Source organism: Azospirillum sp. UENF 112521 (genome assembly GCF_058780665.1).
On sequence record NZ_JBSNCI010000003.1, the window covers coordinates 99,061 to 114,585 of the forward strand.

Annotated in this window: 12 protein-coding genes; 8 read left to right on the forward strand and 4 right to left on the reverse strand. The window is 66.5% G+C overall.

The window, feature by feature from the left end; all coding sequences use genetic code 11:
- Positions 1 to 16 precede the first annotated feature (16 nt).
- From ACWPN8_RS16410 to ACWPN8_RS16420, 3 genes are all read right to left on the reverse strand, one after another.
- On the reverse strand, positions 17 to 1,195 hold the full coding sequence (locus tag ACWPN8_RS16410; protein WP_492241462.1) for an ABC transporter substrate-binding protein: 1,179 nt from the start codon (positions 1,193 to 1,195) through the stop codon (positions 17 to 19).
- A gap of 88 nt (positions 1,196 to 1,283) precedes the next feature.
- Entirely contained in the window at positions 1,284 to 3,350 is a 2,067-nt protein-coding gene (locus ACWPN8_RS16415) for an FAD-dependent oxidoreductase (RefSeq protein WP_492241463.1), read from the reverse strand.
- Between the two features lie 329 nt (positions 3,351 to 3,679).
- Complete coding sequence (locus ACWPN8_RS16420) at positions 3,680 to 4,576, reverse strand: LysR family transcriptional regulator (protein ID WP_492241464.1); 897 nt, start codon at positions 4,574 to 4,576, stop codon at positions 3,680 to 3,682.
- A 266-nt stretch (positions 4,577 to 4,842) separates the two neighbouring features.
- Between ACWPN8_RS16420 and ACWPN8_RS16425 the strand changes: the two genes are divergently transcribed.
- Entirely contained in the window at positions 4,843 to 5,325 is a 483-nt protein-coding gene (locus ACWPN8_RS16425) for a (2Fe-2S)-binding protein (RefSeq protein ID WP_492241465.1), read from the forward strand.
- Positions 5,322 to 7,475 carry a xanthine dehydrogenase family protein molybdopterin-binding subunit gene (locus ACWPN8_RS16430; protein WP_492241466.1) on the forward strand — a complete coding sequence of 718 codons (2,154 nt, stop codon included), beginning with the start codon at positions 5,322 to 5,324 and terminating at the stop codon, positions 7,473 to 7,475. The genes ACWPN8_RS16425 and ACWPN8_RS16430 overlap by 4 nt, the downstream gene beginning before the upstream one ends.
- A 325-nt stretch (positions 7,476 to 7,800) precedes the next feature.
- Here ACWPN8_RS16430 and ACWPN8_RS16435 read toward each other — a convergent pair whose 3' ends face one another.
- Entirely contained in the window at positions 7,801 to 8,490 is a 690-nt protein-coding gene (locus ACWPN8_RS16435) for a hypothetical protein (protein ID WP_492241467.1), read from the reverse strand.
- Positions 8,491 to 8,756: 266 nt separating this feature from the next.
- On the opposite strand from ACWPN8_RS16435, the gene ACWPN8_RS16440 reads away from it, so the two are divergent.
- The 6 genes from ACWPN8_RS16440 (at position 8,757) to ACWPN8_RS16465 (ending at position 15,525) form a co-directional block, all read left to right on the forward strand.
- The gene (locus tag ACWPN8_RS16440) at positions 8,757 to 8,930 is read left to right on the forward strand and encodes a hypothetical protein (RefSeq protein ID WP_158285340.1); all 174 of its coding nucleotides are present in this window, start codon (positions 8,757 to 8,759) and stop codon (positions 8,928 to 8,930) included.
- A 153-nt stretch (positions 8,931 to 9,083) separates the two neighbouring features.
- Positions 9,084 to 9,932, forward strand: a complete 849-nt coding sequence (locus tag ACWPN8_RS16445; protein WP_109095789.1) for a glucose 1-dehydrogenase — start codon at positions 9,084 to 9,086, stop codon at positions 9,930 to 9,932.
- Positions 9,933 to 9,935: 3 nt separating this feature from the next.
- Entirely contained in the window at positions 9,936 to 10,745 is an 810-nt protein-coding gene (locus ACWPN8_RS16450; protein ID WP_492241468.1) for an MIP/aquaporin family protein, read from the forward strand.
- Complete coding sequence (locus ACWPN8_RS16455; protein ID WP_109095787.1) at positions 10,735 to 12,297, forward strand: GMC oxidoreductase; 1,563 nt, start codon at positions 10,735 to 10,737, stop codon at positions 12,295 to 12,297. The genes ACWPN8_RS16450 and ACWPN8_RS16455 overlap by 11 nt, the downstream gene beginning before the upstream one ends.
- Positions 12,294 to 13,325: a VOC family protein gene (locus ACWPN8_RS16460; protein WP_492241469.1), complete on the forward strand. Its 1,032-nt coding sequence runs from the start codon at positions 12,294 to 12,296 to the stop codon at positions 13,323 to 13,325. The genes ACWPN8_RS16455 and ACWPN8_RS16460 overlap by 4 nt, the downstream gene beginning before the upstream one ends.
- Positions 13,318 to 15,525, forward strand: coding sequence for an FAD-dependent oxidoreductase (locus ACWPN8_RS16465; RefSeq protein WP_492241470.1), 2,208 nt, complete (start codon positions 13,318 to 13,320; stop codon positions 15,523 to 15,525). The genes ACWPN8_RS16460 and ACWPN8_RS16465 overlap by 8 nt, the downstream gene beginning before the upstream one ends.

Consider the following 15,525-nt stretch of genomic DNA (forward strand, 5'->3'; position numbering starts at 1 on the left):
AGGCCCCGAACCGTCCTCACTTCAACGAGCATTTCGCCGCATAAACATCACCGTGTTCCTTCATCACTGCGTTGCCCAACTCGATGACGGGCTCTCCATCAGCACCCTTGACGACCGTTCCGGCGAACAGATCCTGGATCGGAAAATGATTGGTGTTGAACTTGAAGTTTCCGCGGACCGAATGGAAATCGGCTGCCTTGATCGCCGCGAGGAAGGCCTTCTTGTCTTCGATCTTCCCGTTGACCTTCCCGATGGCGCTGTCCAGCAGCCGACCGGCATCATAGGCCTGCGCCGCGGTTGCCGACGGCGCGTATTTGTACTTGCGCATGAAATCCGCAACGAATTTCCTGTTCTCTTCGTTGCCTCCGACATGGCTCCAGTTATCGGTCACGGTAATACCGAGCGCGGCGTCGCCGATGGCCGGAAGGTTCATGTTGTCGACGGAGTAGGACATGTAGAGCGGGAACTGCTCCTTCATGCCGCTCTGCACGAACTGCTTCACGAACTGGATCGCCAGCCCGGACGGATAGAACGCGAACACGGCGTCCGGCTTCGCCGCCCGCAGTTGAGCCAGTTCAGCCGCAAAATCCAGCTGGTTCAGAGGCGTATAGACTTCCCCCGCGATGGTGCCCTTGTAGTACCGCTTGATGCCATTGATGACGTCCCGGCCGGACAGGAAGTTCGGCGCCATGACGTAGAGCTTCTTGACCCCCTTGTTCTGCAGCACCGATCCCATCGCTTCGGCCAGATTGTCGCCCTGCCACGAGGTCGAGAAATAATACTCGGAGCACTTGTCGCCAGCCAGGGGAGAAGGCCCGGCGTTCGGGCCGATCATGACCGTCTTGTTGCTTGTCACCCGTTCCGACGCCGCCAGGAGGGCGCTGGAAATCACCGGCCCGACGACAACGTCGACCTTGTCGAACTCGACGAACTTGTCCGCGATCTGGCGCGCGACATCGGGCTTCTGCTGGTCGTCCTCGACGAGGACTTCCACCGGCAACCCGCCGAGCTTGCCGCCGGAATGCTCGATGGCGAGGTTGAATGCGTCGCGCGCATGGATGCCGATGACGGAGTTCGTCCCCGACAGGGTCGCAACGAAGCCGATCCTGACCTTGTCGGCCGCTTCGGCACCGGCGACCCAGCAGGATGCAAGGGCAGCAATGCAGGGAACAATGACGGATTTCGTCCGGATCATGGCCGTGTCCTCCTGTTGGCCGGTCTTGGCGACCGGCCTGTTGTCATTTCAGCGAATGCGACATGGAGCGGCTGGCCGTATCGCGCCGTCAGGCGCGCGCGGCGCCGACCAGCAGGCTTGCAAGGGCCCCGCGCGTGAGCATCGGGGCGGGGGCTGGCGCGTTTTCCGGCGATCCGGACCGGCTGTCGGACGGATGGCCGGATGAATGGCCGAGCGACTGGAGCAGCAGGTCCAGAAACGCTTCGCCTTGTGCGGACGACACGGGGGCATCGACCTGCAATTCCAGCCAGCGCGTCCGCAGTTCCGGCCTGAGATGGTCGGCGGGCACATCGATGACCGGATGGCGCATGTTGGGGAACAGCATCACACCGGCCCGGCTGGCCAGATCATAGAGTGACTCGACGTAGCGGAAGGAGCGGTGGCCGGGATTGATGCCCTCGAAATGGAAGCCGGTCACGCTGATCGGAATATCGAAGCAGAGCACCGCGGCTTCGACGAGGTCCCCCCAGGTCGCCGCCAAGTCCGGCAAGAACCGGTAGCGCTCGTCGTCCGGCACGAATCCCTTGAGCGCCAGCTTCTGGATCGCGACGAAGTCGGGATGTCCCGTTTCGACGTCGGAGAAATAGGTCAGCTTGCATTTGCGCTGGAGCATTTCCTCCTGGATGTCGGATACCGGCACCTCCGACACCTTGCATCCGGAGCCGATGGACAATCCGGCCGCGATGCCCGCCGCCGTTCCGGTTTCCGTCCAGAGGGCCTCGACGCGCAGGGCGCAGAAGGCGACATGGCTGGCGGAGATGGTCGTGGTGACCAGCAGGTTGTCGACGCCTTGCGGCGTCAGGCATCCGTACGGCACCTGATAGGGAGCACGGAGCGCCCGCATGAACATCGACCCTTCATAGGTCTTCGTCGCCGAGCTGGGTTCGTCGTTGCAGCGCCTGCTCTCGATCGCCCAGTCGCCGATCGCTATCGAATCCGGCTGTCTCGGTGGGCGCGGCCCCGGTCCGGCCAGATAGGGGTTGACGTTCGCTTCCGTCATCTTCACCTGCCCGCGGAACCGCCGCCCTTCCCGGACATAGAGAATGTAGGGAAGATGGTCGTTCTCGACATACTCGTCTTCGGCGAGGACGAGTTGCGGCATTCCTCCTTCGGTCTGGATGAAATGGAGGAAACCCAGGACGTGATCGAAGAAATTCTGGCGGATCGCCGTCCGCTCGCGGGGATGGGAAAGAATGAACTCCCGCGTCCCCTGGAGCAGATCGTTCCCCTCGTACCGCCGATTGAGGATCATCTTGCCGTTCACCGTCGGAATGACGTCAGGTCCGAAGGTGGGAACGCCGTCGGCGGACAGCGCAGCGGAGTTCCATGCGTATTTGCCGGGGTCATAGGACGACGGCCTGGCCTGCATGCGGCCCGGAGAGCCATCCTTCAGATAGCGCAGGCTCAACCGGTAGGTGAAGGCCATGATGTTGTCGTCCATCGCGCCCGTGCTGCCCGGCAGGATCGTCGACGGCAGGAACCCCTGGTCGTCGACCCGGCGTTCGTGCGTCGCGGTGTAGATCACGCCGGCATGCGGCTCCTCCGCCGAGCGGGCTTCGCGGCCGATGTCGAACGGCGCTCCCGCCCAGGCCGCCACGTCGCCTTCGTAACTCGCATCGATGAAAACCTTGCCGCGCACCCGGTTCGGCTGCGTCGGCTCGCCGGGCGGGTTGCCGAAGGAATCGCTGGCCGGTTCCCAGTGAACCTCCCTGAGGCGTTTCCGGTCGACCACGACATCGACGGGGACGGCACCGGTGATGACCGTGATGTTCGGATGGTTCGCCAGAAGCTCGCGCCAGATGCGTTCGGCGACATGGAACTCCCAGAAGACATCCGACCGGCTTGCGAGCATCGGATCGACCAGGCCGACCTGCTTGTAATGCCTCAGCACGAGGTCCACGAACTCTTCCGCGATTCCGCTCAGGGCTTGCAACGAGCCGGTATCGAAGCAATGCACACCGTTCGTCGTCACCCCACCCAGGGTCGGCGTCGGCTCCAGGACGATGACTGTCATGCCGCCGCGGGCTGCCGCTATGGCCGCGGAACAGCCGGCCGCCGTTCCGCCGACGACGACGACGTCCGCTTCAAAATCCGAGTAATTCTGCTTGTCCGACATGACGTTCCTTCCCATCCCGAATGCACCGGAAATAGCGGGGATTGCTCGCAGCGCTCAGCCGGCTTTATGTATAATCCGCCTTTTACAGGCAGTATTCGCACGACCCTGCCAATTCGCCCGCTTCGCGACGGGCCGGCGTAGCCGTGTGGCAATAAAGCCCTAGCTCCACATGCAAATGAAGTCAAACGCCACCGCGCGGCCTCCTTTGGCCGTCATAGGTTTTACCTCTGTCCGCAAACGCATCTGGAAAGAAACGGTGGTGAAGAAGAACTGTCGGCCGACCGATGCCGAGCGCACCTCTTCGGGAATCAGAAATGTGGCCTGCCAATTCATACGACCGAGGGAGGGGCTAGTCTGGCGCCTGCTATGCTCTGCACCCAATCGACGAAGACCCGCAAGGCAGGCGAAAGATGCCGTGACGACGGATAGAGGACGGACACGGGGACCGGTTCGGGGCTGTACGAGCCGAGCACCTCGCGCAGGCCACCGCGTTTCACAGCGTCGGCGACGATGAAATCGGACAGGCGGGCAAGCCCGAATCCGGCCGTGGCGAGGTCGCGGAGCGCGAAGGTCTCGTCGACCACCAAGCCGGTCCGCATGGTCATGGTGGTCGATGCACCGCCCTCGCTGAAGGTCCACCCATCGGGCCGGCCGTTGCGGGAGGACGAGTAGCCGATGGCGATATGATCCTGGAGGTCCGCCAGTTCCTGTGGTTCACCGCGCGCGGCAAGATAGGACGGCGCGGCGCAGACAACCCAGCGGAAGCAGCCGATGCGCCGCGCAATGAGGCTGGAATCCGGCAGGGTTCCAGTGCGGATGACGCAATCGATCCCTTCCTGGACGAGATCGACCAGCCGGTCGCTCATGCCGATCACGAGGTCCACCTCCGGATACCGTTCACGGAATCCTGGAAGCGCGGGAAGAATGATCGAACGCCCGATGGAGGCCGGCATGTTCACCCTCAACCGGCCGCTGGCTCGCCCGCGCCCGTCCCGCAGCCCATTCTCGACGGTGTCGACCATCGACAGGATCTGGCGGCTCTGTTCGTAATAGGCTTCCCCGTCCGGGGTCAGCTTGATCTGGCGCGTCGTGCGGTTGATCAGCTGGACCCCGAGATGCTGCTCCAGCCTCTGGATCGTCATAGTGACAGACGAGCGAGGCAGGGATAGGGCATGGGCGGCCTTCTGGAAGCCGTTCCTATCCACGACATGGACGAAAACTTCCATGGCCCGCAATCTGTCCACATGCTCCTCCCGCGAAACTCGGCGATTTCGGAACCCGATCCGAGGCAACCGGCACGCCGGCCGGCGCCTACGTTCACATAATGTGAATTTTCAAGTCAAACGCCCCGGGATTGTACGGGTAAACCTGCCGCAATACCTCCTGATCCAGAAAATGCAGGGCCTGCCGACCGCCCTTCGCCAAACACCGGAACGCACTGATGCGGGGTTGGCGATGACCGTGGCCCCCTTTGGATCAGGAGATCGACGACATGCCCTACAGACTGACCATCAACGGCGAGACGCGCGAGATCGACGCCGATGGCGACACGCCCCTGCTGTGGGCGCTCCGCGACATCCTCGGGATGACTGGAACGAAATTCGGTTGTGGTGCCGGCCTTTGCGGCTGCTGCACGGTGCACATCGACGGCGTGGCGATCCGCGCCTGCCAAACTCCGATCGACAGCGTCGGCACCGCCGGGATCGTGACCGTCGAGGGCGTGGACCGCACCGACGCCGGCCGGTTTGTCCAGCAGGCCTGGATCGACTTGGAGGTGGTGCAGTGCGGCTATTGCCAGCCCGGCCAGATCATGTCGGCCGCCGCCCTGCTCGCCGGAAACCCCGACCCGTCCGATGGCGAGATCGACGAGGCGATGTCGGGAAATCTCTGCCGCTGCGGAACCTACAGCCGCATCCGCGACGCGATCCGACACGCCGCCCATCTCGGCAAGCCGGCCATGGAGACGACGCAATGACGACTCCCGCCACCCGCCCGGGCCACGGCCCATCGCGCCGCACCGTCCTGTCCGCAGGCATCGCCGTCGGGGGCGGGCTGCTGGTCGGCGTTCCGCTGGCTGCGCCGGTTCTCTCGAAGAGCGGCCCGGTCGATTTTGCTCCGAACGCGTTCATCAGGATCGCCCGGAACGGCACCGTCACGCTGACCATGCCCTATGTCGAGATGGGACAAGGCACCTATACTTCGGTGCCGATGCTGATCGCGGAGGAGCTGGAGGTGCCGCTTGCCGCGGTGACGCTCGAACACGCGCCGGCCGACGACATGCTTTACCGCAACCCGATCATGGGAGCGCAGGAGACCGACGGTTCGCTGTCGATGCGTGCGGCGTGGGAGCCGATGCGCCGCGCCGGGGCCACGGCGCGGACGATGCTGATCGCCGCGGCCGCCGCGGAGTGGCGGGTGGACGCCGCCGAATGCCGGGCGGCGGAGGGATTCGTCGTCCATGATCGGACGCGCCGCCGCATCGCCTATGGCGACCTCGCCGAACGGGCGGCGACCTTGCCCATACCGCCGCAGGTGACACTGAAAGACGCGGCGGCCTTCACCCTGATTGGACGGCCGCAGAAGCGGCTGGACTCGGCGGACAAGATCAATGGCACCGCGATCTTCGGCATGGATGTGCGATTGCCGGGAATGAAGATCGCCGCGGTGATGGCCTCGCCGGTGCTCGGGGGGCGGATCGCCAGTCTGGACGACCGCGAAGCACGCCGGGTGACGGGAGTCCGCAGCGTTGTTCGCCTCGAGGATGCCGTGGCGGTCGTCGCCGACCACTGGGCGGCCGCGAAGAAAGCTCTCGATACCATGGTCGTCACCTGGGACGATGGGCCGAACGCCGGCTTCTCGACCGCCCGCCTCAAGGGCGAACTGGACGCCGCCTCACAGCGGGACGGCGTGGTCGGCGACGAGGCGGGCGACGAGGCGGGCGCCTTCGCCAGCGCGGCGCGGCGGGCGGAGGCCGTTTACCGGCTGCCGCTCCTGGCCCACGCGGCGATGGAACCGCTCAACTGCACCGTCCATCTGCACGGCGGGCGCTGTGACGTCTGGGTCGGCACCCAGGCGGCAAGCCGCGCCCAGGCTGCCGCGGCTGCCGCCGCGGGCCTGCAGCAGGATCGTGTGACGATTCACAACCAATATCTCGGCGGCTCGTTCGGCAGGCGTGCCGAGACCGACAACATCGTCCAGGCCGTGTCCATCGCGCGGCGTCTGGACCACCCGGTCAAGGTCGTCTGGAGCCGCGAGGAGGACACGCAGCACGATTTCTACCGGCCGGCCTATCACAACACGCTGCGAGCCGGACTCGATCGGGACGGCCGGGTCACGAGCTGGTTCCACCGGATCGTCGGCCCGTCGCCCCTCGCCCGCTGGCTGCCGCCGGCCGTTCAGAACGGGCTCGACCCCGATGCGGTGACCAGTGCGACCGGTCCTTACCAATTCCCGAACCGGCATGTCGATTATGTCCGGCATGAGGAGCACGCTTTCCGGTCCGGCTTCTGGAGAGGCGTCGGAACCACTCACAACGTGTTCGTCGTCGAGAGCTTCATCGACGAACTGGCCGCGGCGAGCGGGGTCGATCCGTTGGAATTCCGCCGGCGGCACCTTCGGGATGACCCGCGCCTGCGGGCCGTGCTGGATCTGGCAGCCGAAAAATCCGCCTGGGGCGAGCCATTGCCTCCAGGAAGCGGCCGCGGCATCAGTCTTCTTCAGGATTTCGGCGGAACGATCCTTGCCCAGATCGCCGAGGTCTCCGTCCATGACGGCGGATCGCTTCGGGTGGGCAGGGTCACCTCCGTCGTCGACTGCGGCAAGCTGGTCAATCCCGACACGGTGATCGCCCAGATCCAGGGCGGCGTCATCTTCGGCCTCTCCGCCGCGCTCTACGGCCAGATCACCTTCTCCGAGGGGCGTGTCGAACAGCGGAATTTCGACAGCTACGCCGCGGTGCGGATGGACGAAGCTCCACGCGTGGCCGTTCATCTCATCGAAAGTGGGGAGGCGCCGTTCGGTGTCGGTGAATCCGGTACGTCCGGCATCGCCCCTGCCGTTGCAAACGCCGTGTATGCAGCGACGGGCAACCGTGTTCGGAATCTGCCGATCACATCCGACAGGTGAGTCGGTATCGGGACGATGGCGTCGTGCGTTTCCTATGAAATGCACGACGCTATAGGAGGTTATCCGGCGGAATGTTGAAGACATCTGGATGAGGCGTTGAATTGGCACAGTTGGTTGCGCTGGGTATTGATCAGGTATAGCTCCTGCTGCGCCGGAGACCGGCTATGACCTCCGACCCAAATCATTGGAAGCCCGTCACAAAACGGGGCAACTGCTGCTCGGCTGAGGGTATAGCTGGCGCGATGTCCAATTCGCCTGCGCCCCGGACGTTGTACTTGAGGGTGCATCTGCGCGATGTATAGCCAGATCCGCGGCATCCCCATCGTCAGATCGAAACGCTCGACCGGCTGCGTTCGCTGATCGAGCAGGTAACGGTGCGCATCAGCACCGCTGATGACCCAGCGTCGTCGAGATCGAGTTGGAGAGTGATCTGGTGACGCCTCTCGGCCTTCGGCTGAGCCCAAAAACAGAAGGCCGGCGCTGAGAAAGCGGCCGGCCTTTGGTATGTTCGGTAAAGGTTGGTTGCGGGGGCGCGAAGCCACCGAGAATTGCGGCTGCCAGCCATCTCGATCTGAAGCGACATCTCCTTGCTGCAAATGCCGAAAGAGGCTCGCCCGGCGACGGGCAACCCTCGCCGATCTTTGCGTGTTCCGATGCTCAGTGCGGCGAGCGGAGTTGGTCCCCGACACCTGAGGTCAACTGCATGTCCCAGGGCATGATCGACATGCCGCAGCCGGCTGCGTGCCACGTCAAGGAACTCCCTGGCATTCTTCTCCGAACCAAGGCCGTACAGCGATTCCGGGCGGGCGACGTACTTGTCGGCCTCTAAGCGCTCCGTCCAGTCCAGGGTCGCTCTGTTGAAGGTGCAGACGGAGGACTTGGTCTCCGCAAGCTGCACCGGGACTTTACTGCAGAAGGCGAAAAAACAATTTTGCAAGAAATTTTGATGATTCCAAGGAAGTGAAGGTAAGAGCAGCGATAGTGATAAGACGATGTGACGACACGGCGAACTCATTTGATTGCGATTTTCCTGCTCGTCCAGAAGATAATTTCAGCCTTCCAACTTTATAACTGAACGATAGGTCCGGAAGAACGACGGAGCGAAATCGATTGATGACATCGATACGATAGCGGCCGCGCCTGGACATCGCTGCCGCACCATAGCCACCCGGCATCGAAGCGATGAATTCTTGCCATTTAACAAGACCGCCCGCCCGACTCTAGCATGAACGGCGTCGGATCACCAGCAACTCAGGGGCCGGTAGTTCAAAGGAGGATGCCATGAGCGATGCCAACGCACGCACCGAACCGTCCACCGCGCATACCCTCAGCCTGCGACAGACCCTGCGCAGCTTCCTGCGCGACTGGGCACGCTGGTCCTCGGTCGAGCGGCGGGCCGCGACCCTCATCCTTGTCCTCGTGGCGGTGGCACCCGTCGTCAACTTCCTGCCCTGAGCGCATGCCATAGCCGGCCGCTATGGAGACCAAAGACATCGGGCATTTCACAACCGCAGGCCGGGGCACTTAGGCTCCGAAATGCGAAAGACGGCGCGAACCGCCCCCCGTGACATCCGGGCCGTGCGCCACCGTTCATACAGGAGGTCAGTCATGGAAGGCAATTTCGGGCGGCCCGGGCATGGGCCGGCGAGAGGAGACGCGCGTCCACTGTACGGTCAGCGGGCCTTGGTGACCGGGTCCAGTTCGGGAATCGGACGCGCAATAGCGCGTGCCCTGGCGGAGGCCGGCGCCGACGTCGCGCTCAACTACACCCGTGGGGAGGCCGCCGCCGAGGCGGCCGCGGCCGAATTCCGCGACCTCGGCGTGCGCGCCGTCACGGTGAAGGCCGATGTTTCGCGCGAGGACGAGGTCGAGGCGATGTTCGCCCACACCATCACCGCATTCGGCACGCTGGACATCCTGGTCAACAACGCCGGCCTGCAACAGGACGCACCGGTCGAGACGATGACGCTGGAGCAGTGGAACCGGGTGATCGGCGTGAACCTCACCGGCCAGTTTCTCTGCGCCCGCGCAGCCGTGCGCGAGTTCAAGCGGCGCGGGCCACGCCCGGAGGTCTCGCGCGCGCTCGGCAAGATCATCTGTGTCAGCTCGGTGCACGAGATTATCCCATGGGCCGGGCACGTCAATTACGCGGCTTCGAAGGGCGGCGTCATGCTGATGATGAAGACCCTGGCGCAGGAATTGGCGGCCGACCGCATCCGCGTCGTCGGCATCGCTCCCGGCGCCATCCGCACGCCGATCAACCGCGAGGCCTGGGAGACACCGGAAGCCTACGCGTCGCTCCTGAAGCTCGTCCCCTACAAGCGCATCGGCGAGCCGGAGGACATCGCGGCGGCGGCGGCATGGCTGGCGTCGGATGCCGCCGACTACATCACCGGCACGACGCTGTTCGTGGACGGCGGCATGACGCTCTACCCCGGCTTCGAGTCCGGAGGCTGAGCGATGCCGGACACCCTTCGCGCGCACTGGCCGGAGTACCTCATGGAGGCGATCGGGGTTGGTCTCTTCATGCTGTCCGCCGGTCTCGTCGCCACGCTGCTGGAGCACCCCGCCTCGCCGGTCCGCCACGCGCTGCCGTCGGCATTTGGCCGGCGTGCGCTGATGGGGGCAACCATGGGCCTGATGGCGGTGGCGATCATCCACTCCCCCATGGGCCGGCGGTCGGGAGCGCACATCAACCCGGCCGTCACGCTGGCCTTCCTGCGTCTGGGCAAGATCACCGCGGCCGACGCGGCCTTCTACGTGGTCTTCCAGTGCCTGGGAGGCATCACCGGCGCGCTGCTGGTGGCGGGGTTGCTGGGTGAGCGGTTCACGCTGCCGCCACTCTCCGCCATCGCCACGGTACCGGGCCCTGCCGGTCCGGCAGCGGCCTTCACCGTCGAAGCGGCGATGGCTTTCGTCCTGATGTCGACGGTGCTGGCCATCTCCGGCGACACGCGCCGGATGCGCCTGACCGGGCTGTGCGCCGGAGCACTGGTGGCGTTCTTCATCACCGCCGCGGCACCGCTGTCGGGCATGAGCATCAACCCGGCGCGCACGCTGGCCTCGGCGGTCGCCGGCGGGGTGTGGACCCACGCCTGGATTTACGCCGTGGCACCACCCCTGGGGATGCTGCTGGCCGCCGAGGCGCATCTGCGGGTGGGGCGCCCTGCCGCCTGCGCCAAGCTCGACCACGACCCGCGGCATCCCTGCATCTTCTGCGGCCATCCCGGCGCGGCGGCCCACTCCATGGAGGACATCCATGTCCACTGAGCGCTACGACGTCATCATCGTCGGCACCGGGGCGGGGGGCGGCACACTGGCCCACCATCTGGCGCCCACCGGCAAGCGCATCCTGCTGCTGGAACGCGGCGACTATCTGCCGCGCGAGCGCGATAACTGGGATTCCAGAGCCGTCGTGGTGGACGGCAAGTACAAGGCGGACGAGACCTGGCTCGACAAGGACGGCCGCCCCTTCCATCCCGGCATCCATTACTGCGTCGGCGGCAACACCAAATTCTACGGCGCCGTGCTGCTGCGCCTGCGCGAGCGGGATTTCGGCACGCTGCACCACAGGGGCGGGATCTCGCCGCCCTGGCCGATCGGCTACGCCGACCTGGCGCCCTACTACATCAGGGCCGAACGGCTCTACGGCGTGCATGGCCTGCGCGGCAGCGATCCGACCGAGCCGCCCTGCGCCGATCCTTACCCCCACCCACCGGTCAGCCACGAGCCCCGCATCCAGGAACTGTCCGACGACCTGATGCGCGCCGGACACCGGCCGTTCCCGCTGCCCGTCGGCATCCGCCTGGACGAAGCGCAGCCGCATCGCAGCGCCTGCCTGCGCTGCTCCACCTGCGACGGTTTTCCATGCCTGGTGCAAGCCAAGGCGGACGCGCATGTCACCTGCGTCGCTCCGGCGGTCGAGCATCCCAACGTCACACTGCTCACCGGCGCCTATGTGGAACGGCTGGAAACCGACTCCTCGGGACGCACCGTCACCGGCGTGGCGGTCCGCCGGCACGGCATGGCCGAGACCTACCGTGGCGATCTCGTCGTCGTCTCCTGCGGAGCCATCAACTCCGCCGCGCTGCTGCTGCGCTCGGCCAACGACCGGCATCCGGACGGGCTCGCCAACGGCTCGGGCGTGGTCGGGCGGCATTACATGTGCCACCTGAATTCGGCCCTCGTCGCCGTGTCGCGCCGCCCCAATCCGACGCGTTTCCAGAAGACGCTGGGACTCAACGACTTCTATTTCGGGGCGGACGACTGGGACCATCCGCTTGGCCATATCCAGATGCTCGGCAAGACCGACGCCGCCATGTTCGCCGCCGAAAGCGGCGGGCTGCTGCCGGGCTTTGCCGCCGACACGCTGGCAAGGCGCGCGCTCGACTTCTGGCTGACGTCGGAGGATCTGCCCGATCCCGACAACCGGGTGGAGGTCGGGCGAGACGGCCGCATCACCCTGCGCTACACGCCGAACAACGTCGAGGCACATGAACGGCTGGTCGCCAAGCTGAAGGGTCTCCTGGCCCGCATCGGCTGTGAGCGCACCCTGATCCCTCGCGAGGCCTATTTCGGCAAGCGCATCCCCATCGCCGGCACCGGCCACCAGAACGGGACCATCCGCTTCGGGCACGACCCGAAGACCTCGGCGCTAGACGTGAACTGCAAGGCGCACGAGGTGGACAATCTGTACGTGGCGGACGCCAGCATCTTTCCTTCCAGCGCGGCGGTGAACCCGACGCTGACCATCATCGCCAACGCGCTGCGCGTCGGCGACCACCTGATCGAGCGCCTCGGGGCGGCGGGAGGTGCGGCATGACTCCCTCCCGCTCCATCCTCCCCATTATCGTCCTGGCCGGCTTCGCCGTGCTGATGCTGAGCGCAGCCGCCATGGCGCAGACGGTGCGGGCGGTGGATTCCGTCGGCATCACTGTGTCCGATATGGACCGGGCGCTGGCGTTCTACCGCGGCGCGCTCGACTTCCGCCCCGTTTCCGATGTGGAGATGGCGGGTCCCGAGTACGAGGCGCTGACCGGCGTCTTTGGCGCGCGCATCCGCGTGGTTCGCATGGCTCTGGGCGACGAGGCGGTGGAACTGATCCAGTACCTTGCCCCCGAGGGCCGGCCGATCCCGGCGGACTCCCGCAGCAACGACCGCTGGTTCCAGCATGTCGCCATCATCGTCAGCGACATGGATCGGGCCTACGCGCGGCTGCGTGCCGCAAAGGCGAGGCACGCCTCCACCGGCCCGCAGACCCTGCCGGACTGGAACCCAAACGCTGGGGGCATCCGCGCCTTCTATTTCAAGGACCCGGACGGCAACCCGCTGGAGATCTTGCAATTCCCGCCCGGCAAGGGCGATCCGAAGTGGCACCGTGCCGATGACCGCCTGTTCCTCGGCATCGACCACACCGCCATCGTGGTCGCCGACACCGATGCCAGCCTTGCCCTCTACCGCGACCGCCTCGGCCTGCGGGTGGCGGGCGGTGCGGAAAATTACGGGACCGAGCAGGAGCACCTGAACAACGTCTTCGGCGCGCGGCTGCGCATCACCACGCTGCGCGCCGCCTCCGGGCCGGGCATCGAATTGCTGGAATATCTGACGCCGCGCGATGGCCGCCTGGCCCCCGCCGACACCCGCGCCAACGACCTCTGGCACGAGCAGGTCACGCTGCTCACCGACGACCTCACCCCGGCCGACGCCGCACGGCACCGCTTGGTGTCGCCGGAGATCGTCGTCCTGCCGGACCGCAACCTTGGCCTCGGACGGGCGCTGATGGCCCGCGACCCGGACGGACACGCCTTCGTCCTCGCCCAACCCTCGCGACAGGACCACGCCCATGATTGACCGAACCCTGCATCGCGCCGAGCGCGCGCTCGACCTGCTGCGCCTCGCCCAGCGGGCGGCGTGGCCGGTGCTCGACCTGCTCATCCGCCTGTGGCTGGCCCAGACCTTCTGGGTGTCGGGCATCGTCAAGCTGCACGACTGGGAACAGGCGCTGTTCCTCGCCCGCACCGAATACCCGGTGTCCTGGCTCGACCCGGTGACCGCCGCCGTTCTCGGCGCGGCGGTCGAACTGATCGGCCCGCCGCTGCTGGCGCTCGGCCTCGCCACCCGCGCCGCGGCGCTGCCGCTGCTGGCCCTGTCGCTGGTCACGCAGTATGCCTACCTGGCGCTCGACCAGCACCTGTTCCAGGCCGTGCTGCTGGTCTGGTACGTCGTCCTGGGTGCCGGGCCGCTGTCGCTCGACCGGCGCCTGGCGCGCGGGCTGCCGGGCAGCGCCCTGCCCTTCGCGCAGAGCGGGGCACGGTTGCTGGCTGCGGTGACGCGGTACGCCGGGCCGTTGGTGCAGCTTATCGTCCGGTACTGGATCGCCGGGGTGTTCTTTCGCTCCGGCCTGACGAAGATCGCCGATTTCGAGACGACGGTCCTGCTGTTCCAGTCCGAGTATTCGGTGCCGCTGCTGTCGCCAGAACTGGCCGCGGTCGTCTCCACCGCGTTCGAGCTGATGTGCCCGGTGCTGCTGGTGATCGGGCTGGGTACACGCCTCGCCGCATTGCCGTTGATCGGCATGACGCTGGTCATCGACGCCACCTACCTGCACCACGTCGACCACCTCTATTGGCTGATGCTGCTGGGCCTCATCGTTGCCCGCGGCCCCGGCCCGCTGTCGCTGGATCGCGTCATCGCCGGGACCGTGCGCAGCCGTTTCCCGCGGCTGGCCGGCATGGCTCCGGCACTGCCGGAGGACGCGCCGCGCGTGGTGGTGGTCGGTGGCGGCTTCGGAGGGCTGGCGGCGGTGCGCGGACTGGCGCGGACGGCGTGCCGCGTCACGCTGATCGACCGGCGCAACCACCACCTGTTTCAGCCACTGCTCTATCAGGTGGCGACCGCCAGCCTGTCGCCGGCCGACATCGCCACGCCGATCCGCAGCCTGCTGCGCGACCAGCCCAACGCCCGCGTCCTGCTGGGCGACGTGTCCGGGGTGGACACCTCGGAGCAGTCCGTCCTGCTGGAGGATGGGCGCCGCGTGCCCTACGATCAACTCGTGCTCGCGACAGGCGCCCGTCACGGCTATTTCGGCCGCGAGGAGTGGGAGCCTTTCGCTCCCGGCCTGAAGAAGGTCGAGGACGCCACCGAAATCCGTCGCCGCCTGCTGCTCGCCTTCGAGGAGGCGGAGAACGCCACCGATCCCGAACTGCGCCGCGCCCACCTGACCTTCGTGATCGTCGGCGGCGGCCCGACCGGCGTCGAGTTGGCCGGCGCCATCGCCGAGTTGGCCCGCAACGGGCTGGCCGGCGAGTTCCGCGCCATCGATCCGGCCGAGGCGCAGATCCTGCTGGTTCAATCCGGCCCCCGCGTCCTGCCCACCTTCCCCGAACCGCTGTCGGCCAGCGCCGCAGCATCCCTGGAAGCGCTTGGGGTGCGCGTCATGACCGGCAGCCGCGTGGAGACGGTGGACGCCCTAGGCGTCACGGTGTCGGGCCGGCGCATCCCGGCGCGCACCGTGTTCTGGGCGGCCGGAGTCATGGCCTCACCGGCCGCGCAATGGCTGGGCGCGCCCGCCGACAGCGCGGGCCGGGTCAAGGTCGGGCCGGACCTCTCGGTCACCGGTCTGCCGAACGTCTTCGCGATAGGCGACACCGCAGCGTCCGACGGCTGGGACGGCCAGCCGGTCCCCGGCCTTGCCCCGGCGGCCAAGCAGGGCGGCATCCACGTCGCCGCGGTGATCGCCGCGCGCATCGCCGGACGGACGGCCCCCGGCCCGTTCCGCTACCGCCACGCCGGCAGTCTGGCGACCATCGGGCGCAAGGCGGCGGTCGCCGACTTCGGCCGGCTGCGTCTGACGGGAGCGGCCGCGTGGTGGCTGTGGGGCGCGGTGCATGTGCTGTTCCTGTCGGGCATGCGCAACCGCATCGGCGTCGCTCTGGAGTGGTTCTGGGCCTACCTGACGCTGCGCCAGGGCACCCGCCTGATCACCGGCCCGTCCGCACCCCCGAAAACGCCCGAGCCGGCGCGCCCCCGCGCTCTTGAAACCGCCTCCTGA